This window comes from Arthrobacter sp. TMN-50 (genome assembly GCF_054511125.1).
This window is the reverse complement of the sequence record NZ_JBTNDG010000002.1, coordinates 315,399-331,847: the sequence shown is the minus strand read 5'-3', so window position 1 is coordinate 331,847 and position 16,449 is coordinate 315,399. Positions and strand designations below refer to the sequence as shown.

The 16,449-nt window shown below is 63.8% G+C and carries 17 protein-coding genes and 1 pseudogene; 8 read left to right on the top strand and 10 right to left on the bottom strand.

Translation table 11 applies throughout. The annotated features are described in order from the left end of the window. Positions 1-15 precede the first annotated feature (15 nt). The 3 genes from ACX80A_RS05510 to ACX80A_RS05500 all read left to right on the top strand — a co-directional run bounded on the left by ACX80A_RS05510 (position 16) and on the right by ACX80A_RS05500 (position 3,025). Positions 16-375 (top strand): metallopeptidase family protein, encoded by a 360-nt coding sequence (locus ACX80A_RS05510; RefSeq protein WP_459258834.1) that lies wholly within the window; start codon positions 16-18, stop codon positions 373-375. 45 nt (positions 376-420) lie between these two features. Next, positions 421-1,341: a cation diffusion facilitator family transporter gene (locus ACX80A_RS05505; RefSeq protein ID WP_459258673.1), complete on the top strand. Its 921-nt coding sequence runs from the start codon at positions 421-423 to the stop codon at positions 1,339-1,341. A gap of 178 nt (positions 1,342-1,519) precedes the next feature. Next, positions 1,520-3,025 (top strand): C40 family peptidase, encoded by a 1,506-nt coding sequence (locus ACX80A_RS05500; RefSeq protein ID WP_459258672.1) that lies wholly within the window; start codon positions 1,520-1,522, stop codon positions 3,023-3,025. 37 nt (positions 3,026-3,062) lie between these two features. Here ACX80A_RS05500 and ACX80A_RS05495 read toward each other — a convergent pair whose 3' ends face one another. After that, the gene (locus ACX80A_RS05495; protein WP_459258671.1) at positions 3,063-4,085 is read right to left on the bottom strand and encodes a universal stress protein; all 1,023 of its coding nucleotides are present in this window, start codon (positions 4,083-4,085) and stop codon (positions 3,063-3,065) included. 271 nt (positions 4,086-4,356) lie between these two features. On the opposite strand from ACX80A_RS05495, the gene ACX80A_RS05490 reads away from it, so the two are divergent. After that, positions 4,357-4,992 (top strand): FAD-dependent monooxygenase, encoded by a 636-nt coding sequence (locus ACX80A_RS05490; protein ID WP_459258670.1) that lies wholly within the window; start codon positions 4,357-4,359, stop codon positions 4,990-4,992. A gap of 12 nt (positions 4,993-5,004) precedes the next feature. Here ACX80A_RS05490 and ACX80A_RS05485 read toward each other — a convergent pair whose 3' ends face one another. Beyond that, positions 5,005-5,610 (bottom strand): copper resistance CopC family protein, encoded by a 606-nt coding sequence (locus ACX80A_RS05485; RefSeq protein ID WP_459258669.1) that lies wholly within the window; start codon positions 5,608-5,610, stop codon positions 5,005-5,007. Positions 5,611-5,888: 278 nt separating this feature from the next. Here ACX80A_RS05485 and ACX80A_RS05480 point away from each other — a divergent pair, with 278 nt between their 5' ends. After that, positions 5,889-7,340, top strand: a complete 1,452-nt coding sequence (locus ACX80A_RS05480) for an NCS2 family permease (RefSeq protein WP_459258668.1) — start codon at positions 5,889-5,891, stop codon at positions 7,338-7,340. Between the two features lie 48 nt (positions 7,341-7,388). On the opposite strand, the gene ACX80A_RS05475 is transcribed toward ACX80A_RS05480, so the two are convergent. From ACX80A_RS05475 to ACX80A_RS05450, 6 genes and pseudogenes are all read right to left on the bottom strand, one after another. Then, a complete protein-coding gene (locus ACX80A_RS05475; RefSeq protein ID WP_459258667.1) occupies positions 7,389-8,198 on the bottom strand; it encodes a 3-hydroxybutyrate dehydrogenase in 810 nt (269 codons plus the stop codon). A 3-nt stretch (positions 8,199-8,201) separates the two neighbouring features. Then, positions 8,202-8,930 (bottom strand): annotated as a pseudogene (locus ACX80A_RS05470) (MFS transporter); the annotation flags it as partial. A gap of 26 nt (positions 8,931-8,956) precedes the next feature. Further along, complete coding sequence (locus ACX80A_RS05465) at positions 8,957-9,814, bottom strand: spermidine synthase (protein WP_459258666.1); 858 nt, start codon at positions 9,812-9,814, stop codon at positions 8,957-8,959. Beyond that, positions 9,814-10,014, bottom strand: coding sequence for an N-acetyltransferase (locus ACX80A_RS05460; protein ID WP_459258665.1), 201 nt, complete (start codon positions 10,012-10,014; stop codon positions 9,814-9,816). Before ACX80A_RS05460 ends, ACX80A_RS05465 begins: the two co-directional genes overlap by 1 nt. Positions 10,015-10,078: 64 nt before the next feature. Next, a complete protein-coding gene (locus tag ACX80A_RS05455; RefSeq protein ID WP_459258664.1) occupies positions 10,079-10,207 on the bottom strand; it encodes a hypothetical protein in 129 nt (42 codons plus the stop codon). Beyond that, positions 10,204-10,545, bottom strand: a complete 342-nt coding sequence (locus ACX80A_RS05450; RefSeq protein ID WP_459258663.1) for a thiamine-binding protein — start codon at positions 10,543-10,545, stop codon at positions 10,204-10,206. The genes ACX80A_RS05455 and ACX80A_RS05450 overlap by 4 nt, the downstream gene beginning before the upstream one ends. Positions 10,546-10,822: 277 nt before the next feature. On the opposite strand from ACX80A_RS05450, the gene pta reads away from it, so the two are divergent. Together pta and ACX80A_RS05440 are read left to right on the top strand one after the other, a co-directional pair. Next, positions 10,823-12,898, top strand: a complete 2,076-nt coding sequence (gene pta, locus ACX80A_RS05445; RefSeq protein WP_459258662.1) for a phosphate acetyltransferase — start codon at positions 10,823-10,825, stop codon at positions 12,896-12,898. Continuing rightward, complete coding sequence (locus tag ACX80A_RS05440) at positions 12,895-14,028, top strand: acetate kinase (RefSeq protein ID WP_459258661.1); 1,134 nt, start codon at positions 12,895-12,897, stop codon at positions 14,026-14,028. The genes pta and ACX80A_RS05440 overlap by 4 nt, the downstream gene beginning before the upstream one ends. A gap of 13 nt (positions 14,029-14,041) precedes the next feature. On the opposite strand, the gene ACX80A_RS05435 is transcribed toward ACX80A_RS05440, so the two are convergent. Continuing rightward, positions 14,042-14,353 (bottom strand): AzlD domain-containing protein, encoded by a 312-nt coding sequence (locus ACX80A_RS05435; RefSeq protein WP_459258660.1) that lies wholly within the window; start codon positions 14,351-14,353, stop codon positions 14,042-14,044. Continuing rightward, complete coding sequence (locus ACX80A_RS05430; protein ID WP_459258659.1) at positions 14,350-15,072, bottom strand: AzlC family ABC transporter permease; 723 nt, start codon at positions 15,070-15,072, stop codon at positions 14,350-14,352. Before ACX80A_RS05430 ends, ACX80A_RS05435 begins: the two co-directional genes overlap by 4 nt. 114 nt (positions 15,073-15,186) lie before the next feature. Here ACX80A_RS05430 and ACX80A_RS05425 point away from each other — a divergent pair, with 114 nt between their 5' ends. Next, positions 15,187-16,362 (top strand): zinc-dependent alcohol dehydrogenase, encoded by a 1,176-nt coding sequence (locus ACX80A_RS05425; RefSeq protein WP_459258658.1) that lies wholly within the window; start codon positions 15,187-15,189, stop codon positions 16,360-16,362. Positions 16,363-16,449 lie beyond the last annotated feature (87 nt).

Genomic DNA, 16,449 nt, shown 5'->3' with positions numbered 1-16,449 from the left:
TGTGTGCCCATCGAGATGAACCTTGAAGATTTCGAGTCTGCCGTGGATGACGCGATCGACCAGATTCCCGAGGATTTGACGCGCATGATGAACAATGTGGCGATTTTCGTCCGCGAAGAATATGAGCCGGGTCCCGGCGAGGCCCCCGACCCCGGCCTGCTGGGACTCTACGAAGGCACCCCCCTCACCGAACGCGACTCCTGGTGGGGGGCGGGATCCCTGCCGGATAGCATTAGCATCTTTCGCCAGCCGCTGCTCCGTCACTGCGGGACCCGTGATGAACTTATCGAGGAAATTCTCATCACCGTCATCCACGAGGTGGCCCATCACTTCGGCATTGACGACGAGCGTCTGCACGAGCTGGGCTGGGGATAACTTCCGACTCGCTTCGGGCGCCCCAAACGGCGGATACTTGACTGCATGAACGCGCACGATCATGGATTACCTCAGAGGACGGCTACGGGGAGGCATCGCCGGAAGCTCATCGTCGTCGTCGGCATCACCCTGGCGGTTGTCTTTGTGCAGGTGGTCGGAGCCATCTGGTCCGGGTCCCTGGCCCTCCTCGCCGATGCAGGTCATATGCTCTCCGACGCGGCGGGGGTCTCAATTGCCCTCTTCGCCTCCTGGATAGCTAGCCGGCCAGCCACCCAAAGAAGTACCTACGGGTACCAGCGGGCCGAAGTCCTCGCTGCCCTGGCGAATGCGATCATTCTGGTGGTGATCGCCGTCGTCATTCTCATCGAAGCGCTGCGCCGTTTCAACACGACTCCCGACATTCGCTCCGACGTGATGATTGTGACAGCGGTGGTTGGAGCCGTTGCCAACCTTGCCTGCCTACTCATCCTCCGTCGGGGACAAACCGAAAGCCTCAACCTCCGCGGCGCCTACCTGGAGGTGCTGGGTGACCTGCTGGGTTCAATGGCGGTCATTATCGCCGCCGTCGTGATTGCGATGACCGGCTACCTCCCGGCAGACGCCCTCGCGTCGATAGCAATCGCCCTGATGATCCTGCCCCGGGCCTGGAGTCTCCTGCGGGACGTCATTAACGTGCTGCTTGAGTCAGCACCGAAGGGTGTTGACTCCGAGATGATTCGCAGCCACATCCTGGGGGTTCGCGGCGTGGTGGGCGTTCACGACATTCATGCCTGGACCATTACCTCAGGCGTCCCGGTCTTCTCGGCGCACGTCGTGGTGGACGGCGCAACGCTCAACGCCGAGGGAGTGGATCAGGTGCTCGACCGGCTAACCCATTGCCTTCGTAACCACTTCGATACCCAGCACTGCACCTTCCAGCTTGAGCCAGCCGAGCACGCGGTCCATGAAAGCCGTCAACATGCCTGATCTGGCGGGCAATAAGCGACACGCCGACGCCTTATGCCACCAAATGACACGGTTGTTGTTTATGGTACGTGTGTGACCAGTGTTGCTAAAGTGACATACATCCCCTTATTGTCGTGACTGTTGTGTAATACGCCGCGCGAGGATTTGGGGAATAGTGCAGTCATCAGGAAAGCGGCGCATGCGCTCCTTGAAAGCATCCGGGGTTCTTGCCACGGCAGTCCTCCTCTCCGGGGTAGGGCTCACCCCCTCGATCGCAGCCCCCGCCACCGCTGGCATCGCCTCAGCTGTCATCCCCACACCGGATGAAATCGCTACCGCACTGGCCAGCACGACGGCGAAAGCAGCCCTTGTGGGCGACATTGAAGGCATCCTCGCAACAGCAACCTCAAACCTTCAGGATGCCCAAACGGCCGCGATGCAGTCCCAGGGCGCCTATGTCGACGCACTTGCTTCCCTCGACGAACGACGCGCAACGGCTGAAGCCACCACGGCACTCGCGGACGAGGCAGCATTGACCCACGACGCCGCGTCAGTCCAGGTGGGGCAACTAGCCGGCGACCTGTACCGCGCGGGCGGGGTCACCCCCGGAATGACCTTGCTCCTCAGCGGCGAAAACCCCGATGAACTGTTGTCACGGGCCTCAACCATGTACGGCTTGTCGGCAAACCGTGCGACCACCTTTACAAACGCCCAAACCGCGGCCAAGACCTGGGAAGCGCTGCGCGTCGATGCCACTGCTGCCCGGCAGGCCGCGGCAGTCGCGACTGAGACCGCCCGACTGGCGGGGGAAGACAACAAGCGAGCCACCGATGCGGCGGAACGCCAGGTCAAAGAACGACAGGCCGAGCGCACCATCCTGGTTAAGCAACTCGCGTCGCTGCGCAACACCACTGCGGCGCTCGAGGAACAACGTATCTCCGGACTGGAGGCCCAGCAGCGCGAACTGGAACTCGCCAAGATTATCGCCGAGTCGGAGCGCGCCACGGAGTCTGCAGCGCGACCATCCAATGACGCCCCGGTAGCCGTGCAGCAAGCCGCGCCCGCCACGATCCTTCCGCCGGCACCCGGCTCCAGCAGGCCGGCGGTCAACCGCCCCGTAACGCCTGCGCCTGCGCCAGCGCCATCCGATACCCCTTCGTCGCGCCCGTCGGCAGCCGCTCCCGCACCAATCCCGGCGCCCGCACCAGCCCCCGCACCCGCACCAGCCCCGGCGCCCGCACCAGCACCAGCGCCCGCACCAGCACCAGCACCCGCTCCCGCACCAGCCCCGGCGCCTGCTCCCGCTCCCGCACCGCCACCCTCGAACGGTGGCTCGGTCTCAGCAGCAATCAGCTTCGCCATGTCGAAGACCGGCTCGCCTAACTTCTACCAGTGGGGAGGAGCAGGACCGCGCGGTTTCGACTGCTCGGGGCTGGTACAGAAAGCTTTCGCTTCAGCCGGCATCTCCTTGCCACGGGTGGCCACCGCCCAGTACGCGGCAAGTTCCAACCAGGTCCCGCTCGCCCAGGCGCAACCCGGCGATCTGGTGTTCTGGGGTTCACCTGGGAATTTCTACCACGTCGGTATTTACATCGGCAACAACAAGGTAGTCAATGCGCTCAACGAGTCGCAAGGCATTCTTGTCACCGATCTGGCGCACATGGGTGGCATGCCTAACCTGTACCCGATGGTCGCCAGGTTCTAACCGAATCGCTTTGAGCCTCCCAGCCCCGAGCGGTGTACTAGCTGGGCGGGGCTACCATCGGCCCGAAGTTCTCGCGATCAAGCAGCCGCGGATCATTGCTGTCAGGAACCACGAGCACTGGCCCCTTGGCGTGATGGAGCACTCCCTGGCTTGTGGAGCCAAGAAGCATTCCAGCGAACCCACCCCGTCCCCGCGTTCCCACCACTAACAACTCTGAAGTCCGCGAGTTCTCAATCAGCACCTCAACCGGCGGACCATCGAGTAGCTCAACTGAGATCTCCAAGCCTGGGAAGTGGCTCTGCAACCAGGCCTTCCCCGCATTCAGCGAGACGTTAATGTCAGCGTGGAGCGCTTCGCGGTCCAACGGCGCCGGAACCCAGGCCAGGGATCCCGTAAAGGGAGGTAGCGAGCAGACCACGCGCAGCGGCATCCCCCGTGAGACAGCCTGCTCAGCGGCAGCGAGCGAAGCCATCCGGGCCTGCTCCGAGCCGTCAACTCCCACCACCACCACATGCTCCACTTCGTCGGCCGTTAAGCCGAGCTCCCCCTTCGTTTTGGGCGGCTCAACCCCAACATCGTCATATCGGCGTGCAGCACAGAGCGGAATTACTACGGTGGGGCATTTGGCATGGGCAGGCACCGCACTGCTAACCGAGCCCAGAAGGCGCCCAACGAATCCTCCCCTGCCGCGGGAGCCGACAACGATCAGTTCGGCCTCCTCCGACAGTTCCAGCAATACCCCAGCGGCATCCCCGGATTCAACCCTTGGGTCGATCTCGACGGGAAGGCCTTCGACTCGTGCGACGGCCTGGTTGAGTACCGCCTCTGCGCCCTCACGGATGACGGCGTCGTCAATGGTGGCATAGCCAGCGTCCATGCTGGAAGCGGCAAACACCGGAACCGTATAGGCGGTGACCACACTCAAACGGGTGCCTCTGCGGGCCGCCTCATGCGCCGCCCAGACCAGGGCGCACTGGCTTTGGTCGGAGCCGTCCACACCGACCACTATCCCGCTACCGTAGAGACTATTCACACCATTCCCGGACTGTGCCTTTTCCATGGCTACGCCTCTCTGCGGTCACTATTTGCTGCGTTCGGGCGGCGGTCGGAGACCGCCGTCGAACTATTTCAAAGCCTACTCTCCCGCGCAGGACTATTCACCGTGGCCAAAGTTATATAGGCTTCGAGAAATCGTTACTTGTCCGATCTGCAATTGGTTCGGACAGGCTACGAAGTGCGCTTGGTTGACCCGTTCGCAGCCAAGTGTCCGCACGGCCCGGAAGAGGCGCCGGGCCGTGCGGAATTACTCCTTCCCTCCGGAGGTTTACCCTGTGAGTTTGCCGATGCCCGGCTCCGTGTCCATGCGTTCAGACGCGCACGGCGGCGCGGAGCTCACCACTACGGTGGTCATCGGGTCGGGACTTTCTGGATTAGCTGTCGCCAGTGAGCTCAGCCGGCGGGGCATCGAATCAATCGTGGTTGAATGCATGGAATCGGTCGACACCGGTCAGTTGTCCCGGACGGTCATGACCGATTCGGTTTCCCTGTCAGAGCGGACGGAGCTGCTTCGGCTGCTGCGCGGCTACGCTAGCAGCCATTCACTGGACATCAGACACAGCACGATTGCTGAAAACCTCTGCGTGGTGGGCCATTCGCAATTACTGTCCGCCCCGGTGCTGGGCTCGAAGAAATGGGCGGTCCAGACGGGCAGCGGCGTCCTGCTGGCAGACCATGTGGTCCTGACCAAGTACCCCCAGAACCAGCTCCGACGCTTCCTCCTGTCCCTCGGCCTTGCTGTGGGACAGGATCTGAAGGCAGCGGCGCAGGCGATTGGCCTTCACCTGGTGGGGGTCGGTGAACTCCTTAGCCCGACCACCCGCGAGATTGTTCGGCAGGCGAAACTGGTGAGCACGGCGATCGTGCAACATCCATCGCTGCTACCCAAGCCGCGGGTGTTAGGCGCCTAGCCGGCGCTGGTGCTACGAGTCCGCGCCCTGACGCAGCTTCTTGCGTGCGGTGACGGCCAGGACCACAGCAAGTGCGATCAGAACCATTACCATCACCACGATGCTCCAGGGAAACTCCCCGTCGGAGGTTTGCTCGGCCTGCACTATTTCGATTGGTCCCTGTGTCCCTACCGAGGCGCCGGGGGTTTGCCCTGCGCTCGCGGCGGCCGCCGTGAACGCAAAGGTGCCCTCGATTGGATGGGAGTCCGAGGAAACCACGCGCCAGTTGACCGTGTATTCCCCAGCTGGAGCACCTGCTTTGACCGGCTGGCTCGCTATGCGGTCAACGATCGAGACGTCGCCCTGCGCCCAGTTCTCGCCGTCCGCATCGAGGATCTCCACCTCCGAGCCGATTCCCGACGGCACACTGGAAAGCGTCAACTCCACCGCCGCTGGAAGTGCCTCGACGCTCGCTCCGGACTCGGGATTGCTGCCGACGAGCTCGTCGTGGGCGCTGGCCGATGGGGCGGAACCGAGCGTCGCCATCAACGCGACCATCAGCATCGCGGCTAACAGGGCGGTAACCCTCAGGACGGAATGGTGGACGGCCGTGGTCGCGGCGCGGTAGGTGGTACTCATGCTTCAACTCTACGTGCCGGGGCTGGCAGTCGGCTGGAAGGGGTGATGAGGCCCGAGTGAGCCGATACGCCGCCGCAGGGGTGGTCAATCTGGACATCGGTGACCGACATTTCCACCCCGCATTTCCACTTTGCCCCCGCCGGTCCAGATTCCACACCGCGACGACGACGACGTCGGCCCCCTGGCGGCGACAACCAGCCCACGTCACACGGAAGTACCCACCGCGTGCAGCGGATAGACTCATCCCGCAGACCACCCCCATCGTTCAAGGAATGACCATGCTCAAAAAGGGTTCCGTACTGGACCGCTATTTCGAAGTCTCACAACGCGGCAGCACCTACGCGCGGGAAATCCGCGGCGGGGTAGCCACCTTCTTCGCCATGAGCTACATCGTGGTCCTGAACCCCTTGATCCTAGCCGGGGCCGATTCCTCGGGTGCCGAACTGGGATTCGAACGGGTCGCCGCAGTGACTGCCCTCGTGGCGGGAATCCTGACCATTGTGATGGGCGCCTGGGCCAAGTACCCGTTCGCCCTTGCCACCGGGCTCGGTGTGAACGCGTTCGTCGCCATCACCGTCGCCACCAACCCCGAACTGACCTGGCCGCAGGTGATGGGCCTGGTGGTGCTGGCTGGCCTCACCATGCTGATCCTGGTCCTCACCGGATTCCGGACAGCTGTTTTCAACGCCGTCCCGGAGAGCCTGAAGACCGCCATCGTGGTCGGCATCGGCCTGTTCATCGCCTTGATTGGCCTGGTCAATGCAGGGTTCGTCCGCCGGGTCCCCGACGTCGCTCAAACCACCGTCCCGGTAGGCCTCGGTTTTGAGGGCGCCCTGCTGGGCTGGCCCACCCTGGTGTTTGTGTTCGGCTTGATTCTCACCATTGCCCTCGTGGTCCGCAAGGTACGCGGCGGAATCCTGATCGGCGTCATCGCCTCCACCATTCTCGCCGTCGTGGTGGAGGCGATGGCCAATGTGGGGCCCAGCGTTGGCCCCGACGGCGCCAATGCGCAGGGCTGGTCCCTGGTGGTTCCCGAACTTCCCACCGGGTCCTGGGTTGGCATACCGGACCTGTCGCTGATCGGTAACGTCAGCCTGTTCGGAGCTTTCAGCTCCATCGGGGCCACCGCTGCCCTGCTGTTGACGTTCACCATCCTGCTGAGCATTTTCTTCGACGCGATGGGAACCATGGTGGGCCTGGCCAATGAGGCAAAGCTCGTTGACAGTAAGGGCAACATCCCCGGCGTCAACCGAGTGCTCATCGTCGACGCCCTCGGCGCCGTTGCTGGCGGCGCCGGGTCGGTATCCTCCAACCAGATTTACGTCGAGTCCGGCGCCGGTATCGGTGAGGGCGCCCGCACCGGTATCGCCAACATCGTCACCGGTGTGCTGTTCCTGCTCGCAATGTTCTTCACCCCGCTGATCTCCCTGGTGCCGTTCGAAGCGGTGGCCCCGGCGCTCGTCGTCGTCGGGTTCATGATGGTGGCCCAGGTGGGCCGGATCGACTGGGAGGACTGGGGTGTTGCCATCCCGGCGTTCCTGACCTTCATCCTGATGCCGTTTACCTACTCGATCGCCAACGGTCTCGGAGCCGGATTCATCGCGTACGTCCTCGTGCGCACCTTCCAGGGCCGGGCCCGGGAAATCCACCCGCTGATGTGGGCTGTCGCAGGCGCGTTCGTGGTGTTCTTCGGAATCGGACCGATCGAACTGCTACTGGGCCTGCGGTAGGCCTGGGCTGGCGCCGGAAACAGGCGCCAGCCCAGGCTGGTTTGGGGGTCAGCGGGCCGACCAACCGCCGTCCATCACATAGGACGAACCGGTGACCATCCCTGCGGTGTCCGATGCCAACCAGCACACCAGCCCGGCCACCTCTTCCGGCTCCACCATCCGTTTGATGGCGCTCTCCGTCAGCATGATGGTGGACAGCACGTCATCCTCGCTGATCCCGTGGAGCCGTGCCTGGTCGGCGATCTGGTTTTCGACCAGCGGGGTCCTGACATAGCCGGGATTCACACAGTTACTGGTGACCCCGTGTGGCCCACCCTCAAGCGCAGTCACCTTGGACAGTCCCTCCAGCCCGTGCTTCGCGGAGACGTAGGCGGATTTGAACGGTGACGCCCGCAGACCGTGGATTGAGGACAGGTTGATGACCCGCCCGAATCCTCTGCTGTACATTCCGGGCAGCACGGCGCGAATCAGCAGGAACGGAGCCTCCAGCATGAGCGTGTGGATACGCCGAAAATCCGCCGGGTCGAACTCGTGGATGGGGCTGACCGTCTGGATTCCTGCGTTGTTCACCAGGATGTCGACGTCGAGGGTGAGGTCTTCCAGGCCACCCGTCTGCAGCAGGTCAACCGTCCATGGCTCGCCGTCGATCTCCTGTGCAAGAGCCGCAGCGCCGTCGCCGTCGCGGTCCGCGATGATCACGGAGGCGCCCTGCGCTGCCAGCAGGCGGGCTGTGGCAGCCCCAATTCCACTGGCCGCGCCGGTGACCAGTGCCCGACGGCCAGCGAGGGGGTGAGCCAGCCTAGCGTCCGCTTCACGGACCGACGCTACGCCGTCGTCAAACTGTGTTGGGTGCGCCATGGGTCAGTTGCCCTTCAGAACCTTGATGCCGTGCCGTTCAGCGTCCTCGGCATCGACGTCGCGCAACGAGATGCCCTTGGTTTCACGGAGGGTGACGACGGCGATGGCGGTTACCACGCAGGCGCCCAGGACGTACAGCGCGACTCCCACCCACGAACCGGTCTGCTGCAGGATGGCCGTGGCGATGATCGGCGCCATCGATCCGGCGATGATCGAGGTCACCTGGTAGCCGAGGGAAACTCCCGAGTAGCGCATCCGGGTGGGGAACATTTCGGCCATGATGGCGGGCTGGCCCGCGTACATCAGCGCGTGGAAGCACAGGCCGATGGTGACGGCCAGAATGATGATCACCGGGTCCTGGGTGTCGAACATCGGGAAGGCAAAGAACGCCCAGGTCGCGCCAAGGATTGCACCAGCCAGGTACACCGGCTGGCGGCCAAAGCGGTCGGATAGCCGGCCTACCTGAGGGATCACCAAAAAGTGGACCACGTGGGCGATCAGCAGGGCGAGGAGTAGCTGGCTGGTGTCGTACTCGTGAACAGTTTTTAGGTACACAATCGAGAAGCTGACGATGATGTAGTAGAGGATATTTTCGGCGAAGCGCAGGCCCATGGCGCCGAGGATTCCCTTGGGGTACTTCCGGACAACCTCAAGCACGCCGTAGTTGACCGACTTCTCACGTTCAACCTGCTCGCGGGCCTCAAGGAAGATGGGCGCCTCACTGACGTGGGTGAACCAGCAACTGCATTCGTCGCAATCTATTGATCGGATAACACCTGCGCTCCATTGCAGAACTTCCTGACCCGGGCGTCGTCCCACGCCTGGGCGGGCACCCCTCCCCCAAGCAGGACCCGTGCCAGCCCCGGATCCTGGGCCAGGGGAACGTCGCTGCCAGCAATAATCACATTGCCGTACCGGCGCCCCTTCAGCATCGCCGGATCGGCGACGATCGCCGTGTGGGTGAAGACTTCGCCAATGGTCGCGGCTTCACGACGGGCGCCAGCGAGATCCGGTGAATCCCCGCAATTGACCAGGTACAGGCCATCGTTGCTGAGCACCCGCTTGGCGTGTTGGGTGAACTCACGGGTGGTTAACGGCTGGGGCGTGGTACTGCCGGCAAAGACGTCACGGATGATGAGGTTCCGGCTGCCTGCGGTCAGCGACTCGGTCACCGCGCGGGCCTCCCCCACCCTGATGCGTACCAGCGGCGCCCGCGGCAGATCGAACCAGTCACGCACCAACCCGGCGAGCTTGCCATCGAGTTCCACTACCACCTGCCGGGCCGCTGGCTCGGCTGCAGCGAAATACCGAGCCAGCGAGCAGGCTCCGCCGCCCAGATGGAGGACGCGAAGAGACCCACCGTCACGCCGCTGCGATTCAACCAGTGCCGCGATCCACCGCATGTACTCGAAATCCAAACGCAGGGGGTCGCTGAGATCAATGTGGGAACTCGGCACCCCGTTGACTTTGAGGATCCAGCCGTTGGGGTTGAATGGATCCGGTTCCACCTCGCAGGTGCCGGTATCGATGGAGTAGGTGCCGGCAACCGGACCCGACTCGGCACTTTCCGGTTGCGTTTTCGAAGCGCCGGGTCGCGCCGGCCGTTGCCTGCCCATTACTGGCGTGCCATGCGAATCTCGACCTGACGGTGCCAGCGGGGCGACAACTGCTCCTGTGCCCTGTCGGGTTCGAAACCGAGCTTCCGGCAGAAGGCGATGGCGCGGCAATTGCCTTCGAGCACCCAGACCAGGTTTTTCATCCGGAGGGCTGTTTCAACCTCGGCGGGGGCGCACGGCCGGATCGTGATGGTGGGCATAAATGTCATGCTAGCCGCCCGACAGGTCAAGCATCTCTACCGGGTGCATCCTGAACCTGGGCGGTCACGCCAAATTGGACCGCGCCTCGTGCTGGGCCGTCCGGCGCAGACCGCCCAGCAGCTCAAGGGCACCGCGGGTGCCCTGCACAGCCTGGTCACCGTCGGCCGCCAGGACGGCGGCCCACTCGGTCATGAATGGCCTTGGTACTCATCCATCTCGTCGATGGCCTGCTCAAGGCGCTCCACCTTACCGGTGAGCTCACCGCTGTAGCCCGGCCGGATGTCGGCCTTGAGGACCAATGACACGCGGCTGCCATACTTGCCGACCGCCTCGGTGGCCCGTTTGATCACGTCCATCACCTCGTCCCATTCACCCTCGATGGTGGTGAACATGGAATCGGTCTGGTTGGCCAGGCCTGAATCCCGGACGATCTTGACAGCCTCAGCCACTGCATCGTGGACTGAACCATCGGCGTTCTCGACCGACGTGGTGCCGTTTCCGGCCGGGGCAACTGAGAAGGCTACAAGCATGACCCAAGTCTGGCATACGGGCGTCCCCGCGGAAGGGGCGCGAGGAAAGATTTTGTGCAACTGTGGCGGGTCGCGATGGCACGGGTCGCCGTCGTCGCCCTTGCTTGTGTAGTTGTGGTGGGTGGGAGGGCGCCCCACCCACCACAACTACACAAAAGCTCAGCGGGCTCAGCTCCTGACCCGCCACATCTACACAAAAGGCAGGACCCGCTAGATAAAACGTCCCGATGTGCCCGCCGTCATGGCTACCGAGCCCACCGTTTGGCAGGATGAGTCAATGACTCGAGGAATATATGTCAGCGCCATGACTGAAGGCTCAGGTAAGTCCCTCATCTCGCTGGGGTTAGCCGACATGCTGCACCGCCACGCTGACCGGGTCGGATTCTTCCGGCCCATCGTCGAAGGCGACGACACCACGGCGGACCCCATGGTCAACCTGATGAAACGGTCCTTCAATCTCCCACCGGCCCGCGCCCGCGGCGGTCTCACTCGCGCTGAGGCACGCGCCCTCCTGGTGAAGGGGCAGCGGGAGGAAATCGACACCAGGTGTGTTGCCATTTACAGCGAGATGGCGCGGGAGTGTGACGTCATCATCGTTGAGGGCACCGACCTGAGCGGCTACGACGCGGCCGTCGAATTCGATCTCAACGGGCGTCTAGCCAACAACCTCGGCGCCATGGTGTTGGCGGTGGTGAATGCCAAGGAAATGTCGGCGTCCGAGGCTGCTGACGCCGTCGACGTCGCCCGGCGGGAACTGGACGCCGCTCAGGTATCCCTGCTCGCCATGATGGTCAACCGGGCCGCCGACGACGCCGTCGCCGAGATCAGTGCAAAGGTGCGTCCTGGTCGTTCGGGCCGCCCCGTATATGTCATTCCGGAGCTGGCGGAGATCTCCCGGCCCACAGTGGGCGAGGTGGCGCGGGAACTCGGCGCGCGTCAGATTGCTGGCAGCCCCACCCTTGAACGGGATGTCGCGTCGATCAAGGTTGCCGCGATGAACGTGGGCAACTTCCTGCACAAGCTCACCGATGGTGCCCTGGTGATCGTCCCCGGAGATCGGGCCGACGTCATGGTCGCCACCCTTGCCTCTTCCTTCTCCGCCGAGTTTCCGGTTCCCTCGGGCATGATCCTGACGGGCGGGCTGGCCCCGGATTCCACCATTCTGTCCCTCCTCGCTCAGGCTCCGTTTCCTGTGTTCGCTGTCGACGATGACACGTACACGGCCGCCCGGCGGGTCAGCGAGGTGCGCGGCGAGATCGCCACTGGGCTGCGGCGCAAGGCTGCGGCAGCCCTGGGCGCCTGGGCGCGCCAGGTCGATGAACGAGAACTTCTTGAACGGCTGGAACTCCCGCGGGCGCTCACCATGACGCCGTTGCGGTTCCTGCACGACCTGATCGAACGGGCGCGGTCCCAACGCCGGCACATCGTCCTTCCCGAAGGTGAGGATCTGCGGATTCTGCGAGCGGCGGAGATCCTGCACCGCCGGGACGTCTGCGACTTGACCGTCCTGGGGCCGGAGGCAAAGATCCGGGAACTTGCGGCGGGGCAGGGCATTGACCTGACGGGGCTGACCCTGATCGATCCGGCGGTGTCTGAACTGCGCGAGGAGTTCGCAGTCGAGTACGCCAGGCTCCGCTCCCGAAAAGGCGTCTCGATCGAGGACGCCAGGGAACGTATGCTCGAAGGTGCATACTTCGGTACCATGATGGTTCAGCTGGGGAGAGTGGACGGCATGGTATCCGGTGCAGCCCACACCACGGCGAATACCATTCGGCCAGCCCTGGAGTTCGTGAAGACCAAGGAGGGGGCCAAGATCGTCTCGTCGGTCTTCCTGATGCTGCTCCGCGACCGGGTGCTGGTGTACGGCGACTGCGCGGTCAACCCGAGCCCCAACGACGAGCAACTCGCTGACATCGCTGTCGCCTCCGCCGAGACCGCCCAGCAGTTTGGCGTGAACCCGCGGGTGGCAATGCTGTCGTACTCGACCGGCGAATCGGGCTCCGGCGGAGCGGTGGATGAGGTGCGCCGCGCCACAGAGCTGGTGCGGAAGTTGCGGCCCGACCTGCCCGTCGAGGGGCCCATCCAATACGACGCTGCCGTAGACGCGTCGGTGGCCGAGTCGAAGCTTCCTGGCTCTTCTGTTGCGGGGCAGGCAACGGTGTTCATTTTTCCCGACCTGAACACGGGTAATAACACGTATAAGGCTGTCCAGCAGTCTGCGGGCGCCGTCGCGGTGGGCCCGGTACTGCAGGGCTTGCGGAAACCTGTCAATGACCTTTCCCGGGGCTGCACCGTTGAAGACATCGTGAACACCGTTGCCATAACGGCTGTCCAGGCGCAGGAGGCATCATGATCATTCTTGTCATTAACTCGGGCTCATCGTCTTTGAAGTACCAGGTGCGTGACACCGGCTCCGGCGAACGACTGGCTGACGGCACCGTGGAACGGATCGGCGATCCGACCCACGGCGGCCCCGCCGACCACCAGTCAGCCCTCGACCGGGTAACAGCTGATGTAGAAGAGGCACTGAAGGGGAACACTATCGACGCTGTCGGGCACCGAGTGGTGCATGGCGGTGAGCGGTTCAGTGAACCAGTCCTGGTGGACAACGAGATCACCAGGGCGATCGAACGCCTCAACCCGCTCGCCCCGCTGCACAATCCGGCGAACGTCCAGGGCATTAGGGCGATTACCGCTAAATGGCCGCACATGCCGCAGGTAGCGGTCTTCGACACAGCGTTCCATCGCACCCTGCCCGAGCACGCCTGGCGGTACGCCGTTCCCGATCAGCTGTACACCCGGTTCGGCATCCGCCGCTACGGCTTTCACGGCACCTCCATTGGGTATGTCACCCACCACGCGGCATCGCTGCTAGGGATGGCTCCCACCGGGTTCACCGGGATCATTGCTCACCTCGGCAACGGCGCCTCCATCACCGCAGTTAAATCGGGGTCCAGTATCGATACCTCCATGGGGTTCACCCCGCTGGAGGGATTGGTGATGGGAACCAGGTCCGGTGACATTGACCCGTCGATTCTGCTGTTCCTGAGCCGGGAAGGCTACTCCGCCGAGGACCTCGACCAGCTCCTCAACCGCGACGCCGGCCTCAAAGGCCTGACCGGGCAGAACGACATGCGCTCCGTAGTGGATTCAGCTGCCACGGGGGATACCAGGGCGAAGCTGGCCCTGGATCTGGCATCCTACCGGCTCGCCAAGTACATCGGGGGATACCACGTGGCTGTCGATGGGGCACAGGCGTTGGTGTTCACCGCGGGCATCGGGGAGAACTCCTGGCAATTCAGGGAGCTCGTCGTGAATCGTCTGGGCGCCCTTGGCCTCCACCTTGACGACGCCGAGAACCGAAAGCAGACCGCCTCGCCCCGCCAGATCAGCACCGAGGAGTCAGCGTTCCCGGTCCTCGTGGTGCCCACTGATGAGGAAGCAGCGATTGCAGAGGCGACCGCCGTCGTCCTCGCGCGCTGAGCTCGGTGACCAGTTAGGGCATTCCTGCCAACCGGGCCAGTGCTGCCGCTACAGCGCCGGCCAGCACTACCACTAGGAACGGTGCCCGCAGGAGCAAGGCAACGGCGGCCGCGGCCAGGGCCGCAATCCTCGCATCGAGGACAAGCTGCTGGCCCGAAGCGAACGTGTTGACCGCAGTGAGCGAGGCGAGCAGCCCAATGGTCAGGGTGCCCGCGACCCGGTTCATTCGGGGGTTGTCCATCCACCGCGCCGGAACAAGATACCCGGCGAGTTTGGTCAGAAACGCGAGAGCGCAGGCAAGCAGGATCCACAACCACAAGGTCATCGGCCCGCCTCTCCGTCGGCGTAGGGGTCAACATCGGGCTCGAGGCCCTCTTTTGGGCGACCGTGACCAAACCAGCCGATGGCTCCGGCCACGGCGGCGGCGATCAGGATGGGCAGACCCGGCGCCACCAGAGGCGCTGCCACCACGGTGACCAACGCGCAAACCACTGCGATTGCCGCCGGTTCCTTGGCCTTCAGCCGCGGCCAAAGCAACCCCAGGAACGCGGCCACTGCAGCACCGTCGAGACCCCACTGCGCGGGGTCTCCGAGCGCGGTGCCCAGCAGTGCGCCGACCACAGTGAAGACGTTCCACAGCACAAACACGCCGATTCCCGCGCTCCAGAACCCGAGCCGCCGCTCGGTTGGGTCGGTTTGGCCGCTGGCGGTCGCAGCCGATTCATCAATGGTCACCTGGGCCGCAACAAACCGCCGCCACCCGGTGGGCCGGACCAGCGCGTTCATCTGCATGCCATACACGGCGTTGCGGATTCCCAGCAGCGATGCGGCAGTCATGGCGGCAGCGCCGGTGCCCCCACCGGCCACTACGCCGATGAACGCGAACTGGGAGCCACCACTAAACAACAGCAGGCTCAGGGCCATGGTCTGCCACAGGTCGAACCCTGAGGTCACCGATAACGCACCGAAAGAAATTCCGTACAGGCCGGTAGCGACGGCAATCGAGAGTCCAACCCGGACGGCGGGTGACTGCAGATATTTCACCGATTCAGCGTATTGCCCGGTCGGGAATTCACCTACTCGGCTTTCCTTCCTGATCGATCGAGGCAATACTGAAAAGGTAGTCAGCTTACTTACTAACCGAATGGAGCGCAAATCATGAAGGCAGTGACATGGCAGGGCCGTCGCAACGTCAGCGTTGAGCAGGTTCCGGATCCCGTGATCCAGGAGCCCACTGACGCTATTGTCCGCATTACCTCCTCGGCCATCTGTGGGTCCGACCTGCACCTGTACGAAGTTCTCACCCCATACATGCACAAGAACGACGTGCTGGGCCACGAGCCGATGGGCATCGTGCAGGAAGTCGGGAGCGCGGTAACCAACCTCCGCCCCGGCGACCGGGTGGTCATCCCCTTCAACATTTCGTGCGGCCATTGCTGGATGTGCACGCGCGGACTTCAGTCCCAGTGCGAGACCACCCAGGTCCGCGAACAGGGGTCAGGCGCCAGCCTGCTGGGGTTCTCTGAACTGTACGGGTCCGTGCCGGGCGGGCAGGCCGAGTTCCTGCGCGTCCCCCACGCCGACTACGGACCCGTCAAGGTGGGTCACGAACTGCCCGATGAGCGGTACCTCTACCTCTCCGACATCCTCCCCACCGCCTGGCAGGGCGTGAAGTACGCAGACGTGCCCGACGGCGGCACCCTCGCCGTCTTCGGCCTCGGGCCGGTAGGGCAGTTCGCCGCACGGATTGGACGCCACTTCGGTCAGCGAGTCATCGCCGTCGAACCGGTCCCTGAACGGCGTGCCATGGCAGAACGCCACGGGATAGAGACCCTCGATTTCACCAAGGATATTGGCGACGAACTGCGGGAAATGACTGACGGCCGCGGGCCAGACGCAGTGGTGGATGCCGTCGGCATGGAGTCGCACGACTCCCCGCTGGGCGCCTTCGCCCAGAACGCAGTCAATATGTTACCGGAAGCCCTTGCCAAGAAAGCAATGGAGACCGCAGGCGTTGACCGCCTCACGGTCCTTCATGCTGCGATTGACGCGGTCCGCCGCGGTGGAACCATCTCTCTGAGCGGCGTCTACGGTGGCACGGCAAGCCCGATGCCCCTGCTGAACATGTTCGACAAGCAGCTCCAGACGCGCATGGGCCAGTGCAACGTCCGCAACTGGACCGACGAACTGCTGCCGATCGTCGAGGACCCCACGGATCCGCTGGGCGTCATGGACTTGATGACCCACACGATCGGCATCGATGAGGCGCCAGCGGCCTACGAGAAGTTCCAGAAGAAGCAGGACGGCTGCATCAAGGTAGTCATCCGCCCCTGAATACCAGGCCTGGGTGATGGAAAAGTACCGGACCTGCAGGTTCGCTGTTGTGCAACAGCGAACCTGCAGGTCCGGTACTTTTTTGTC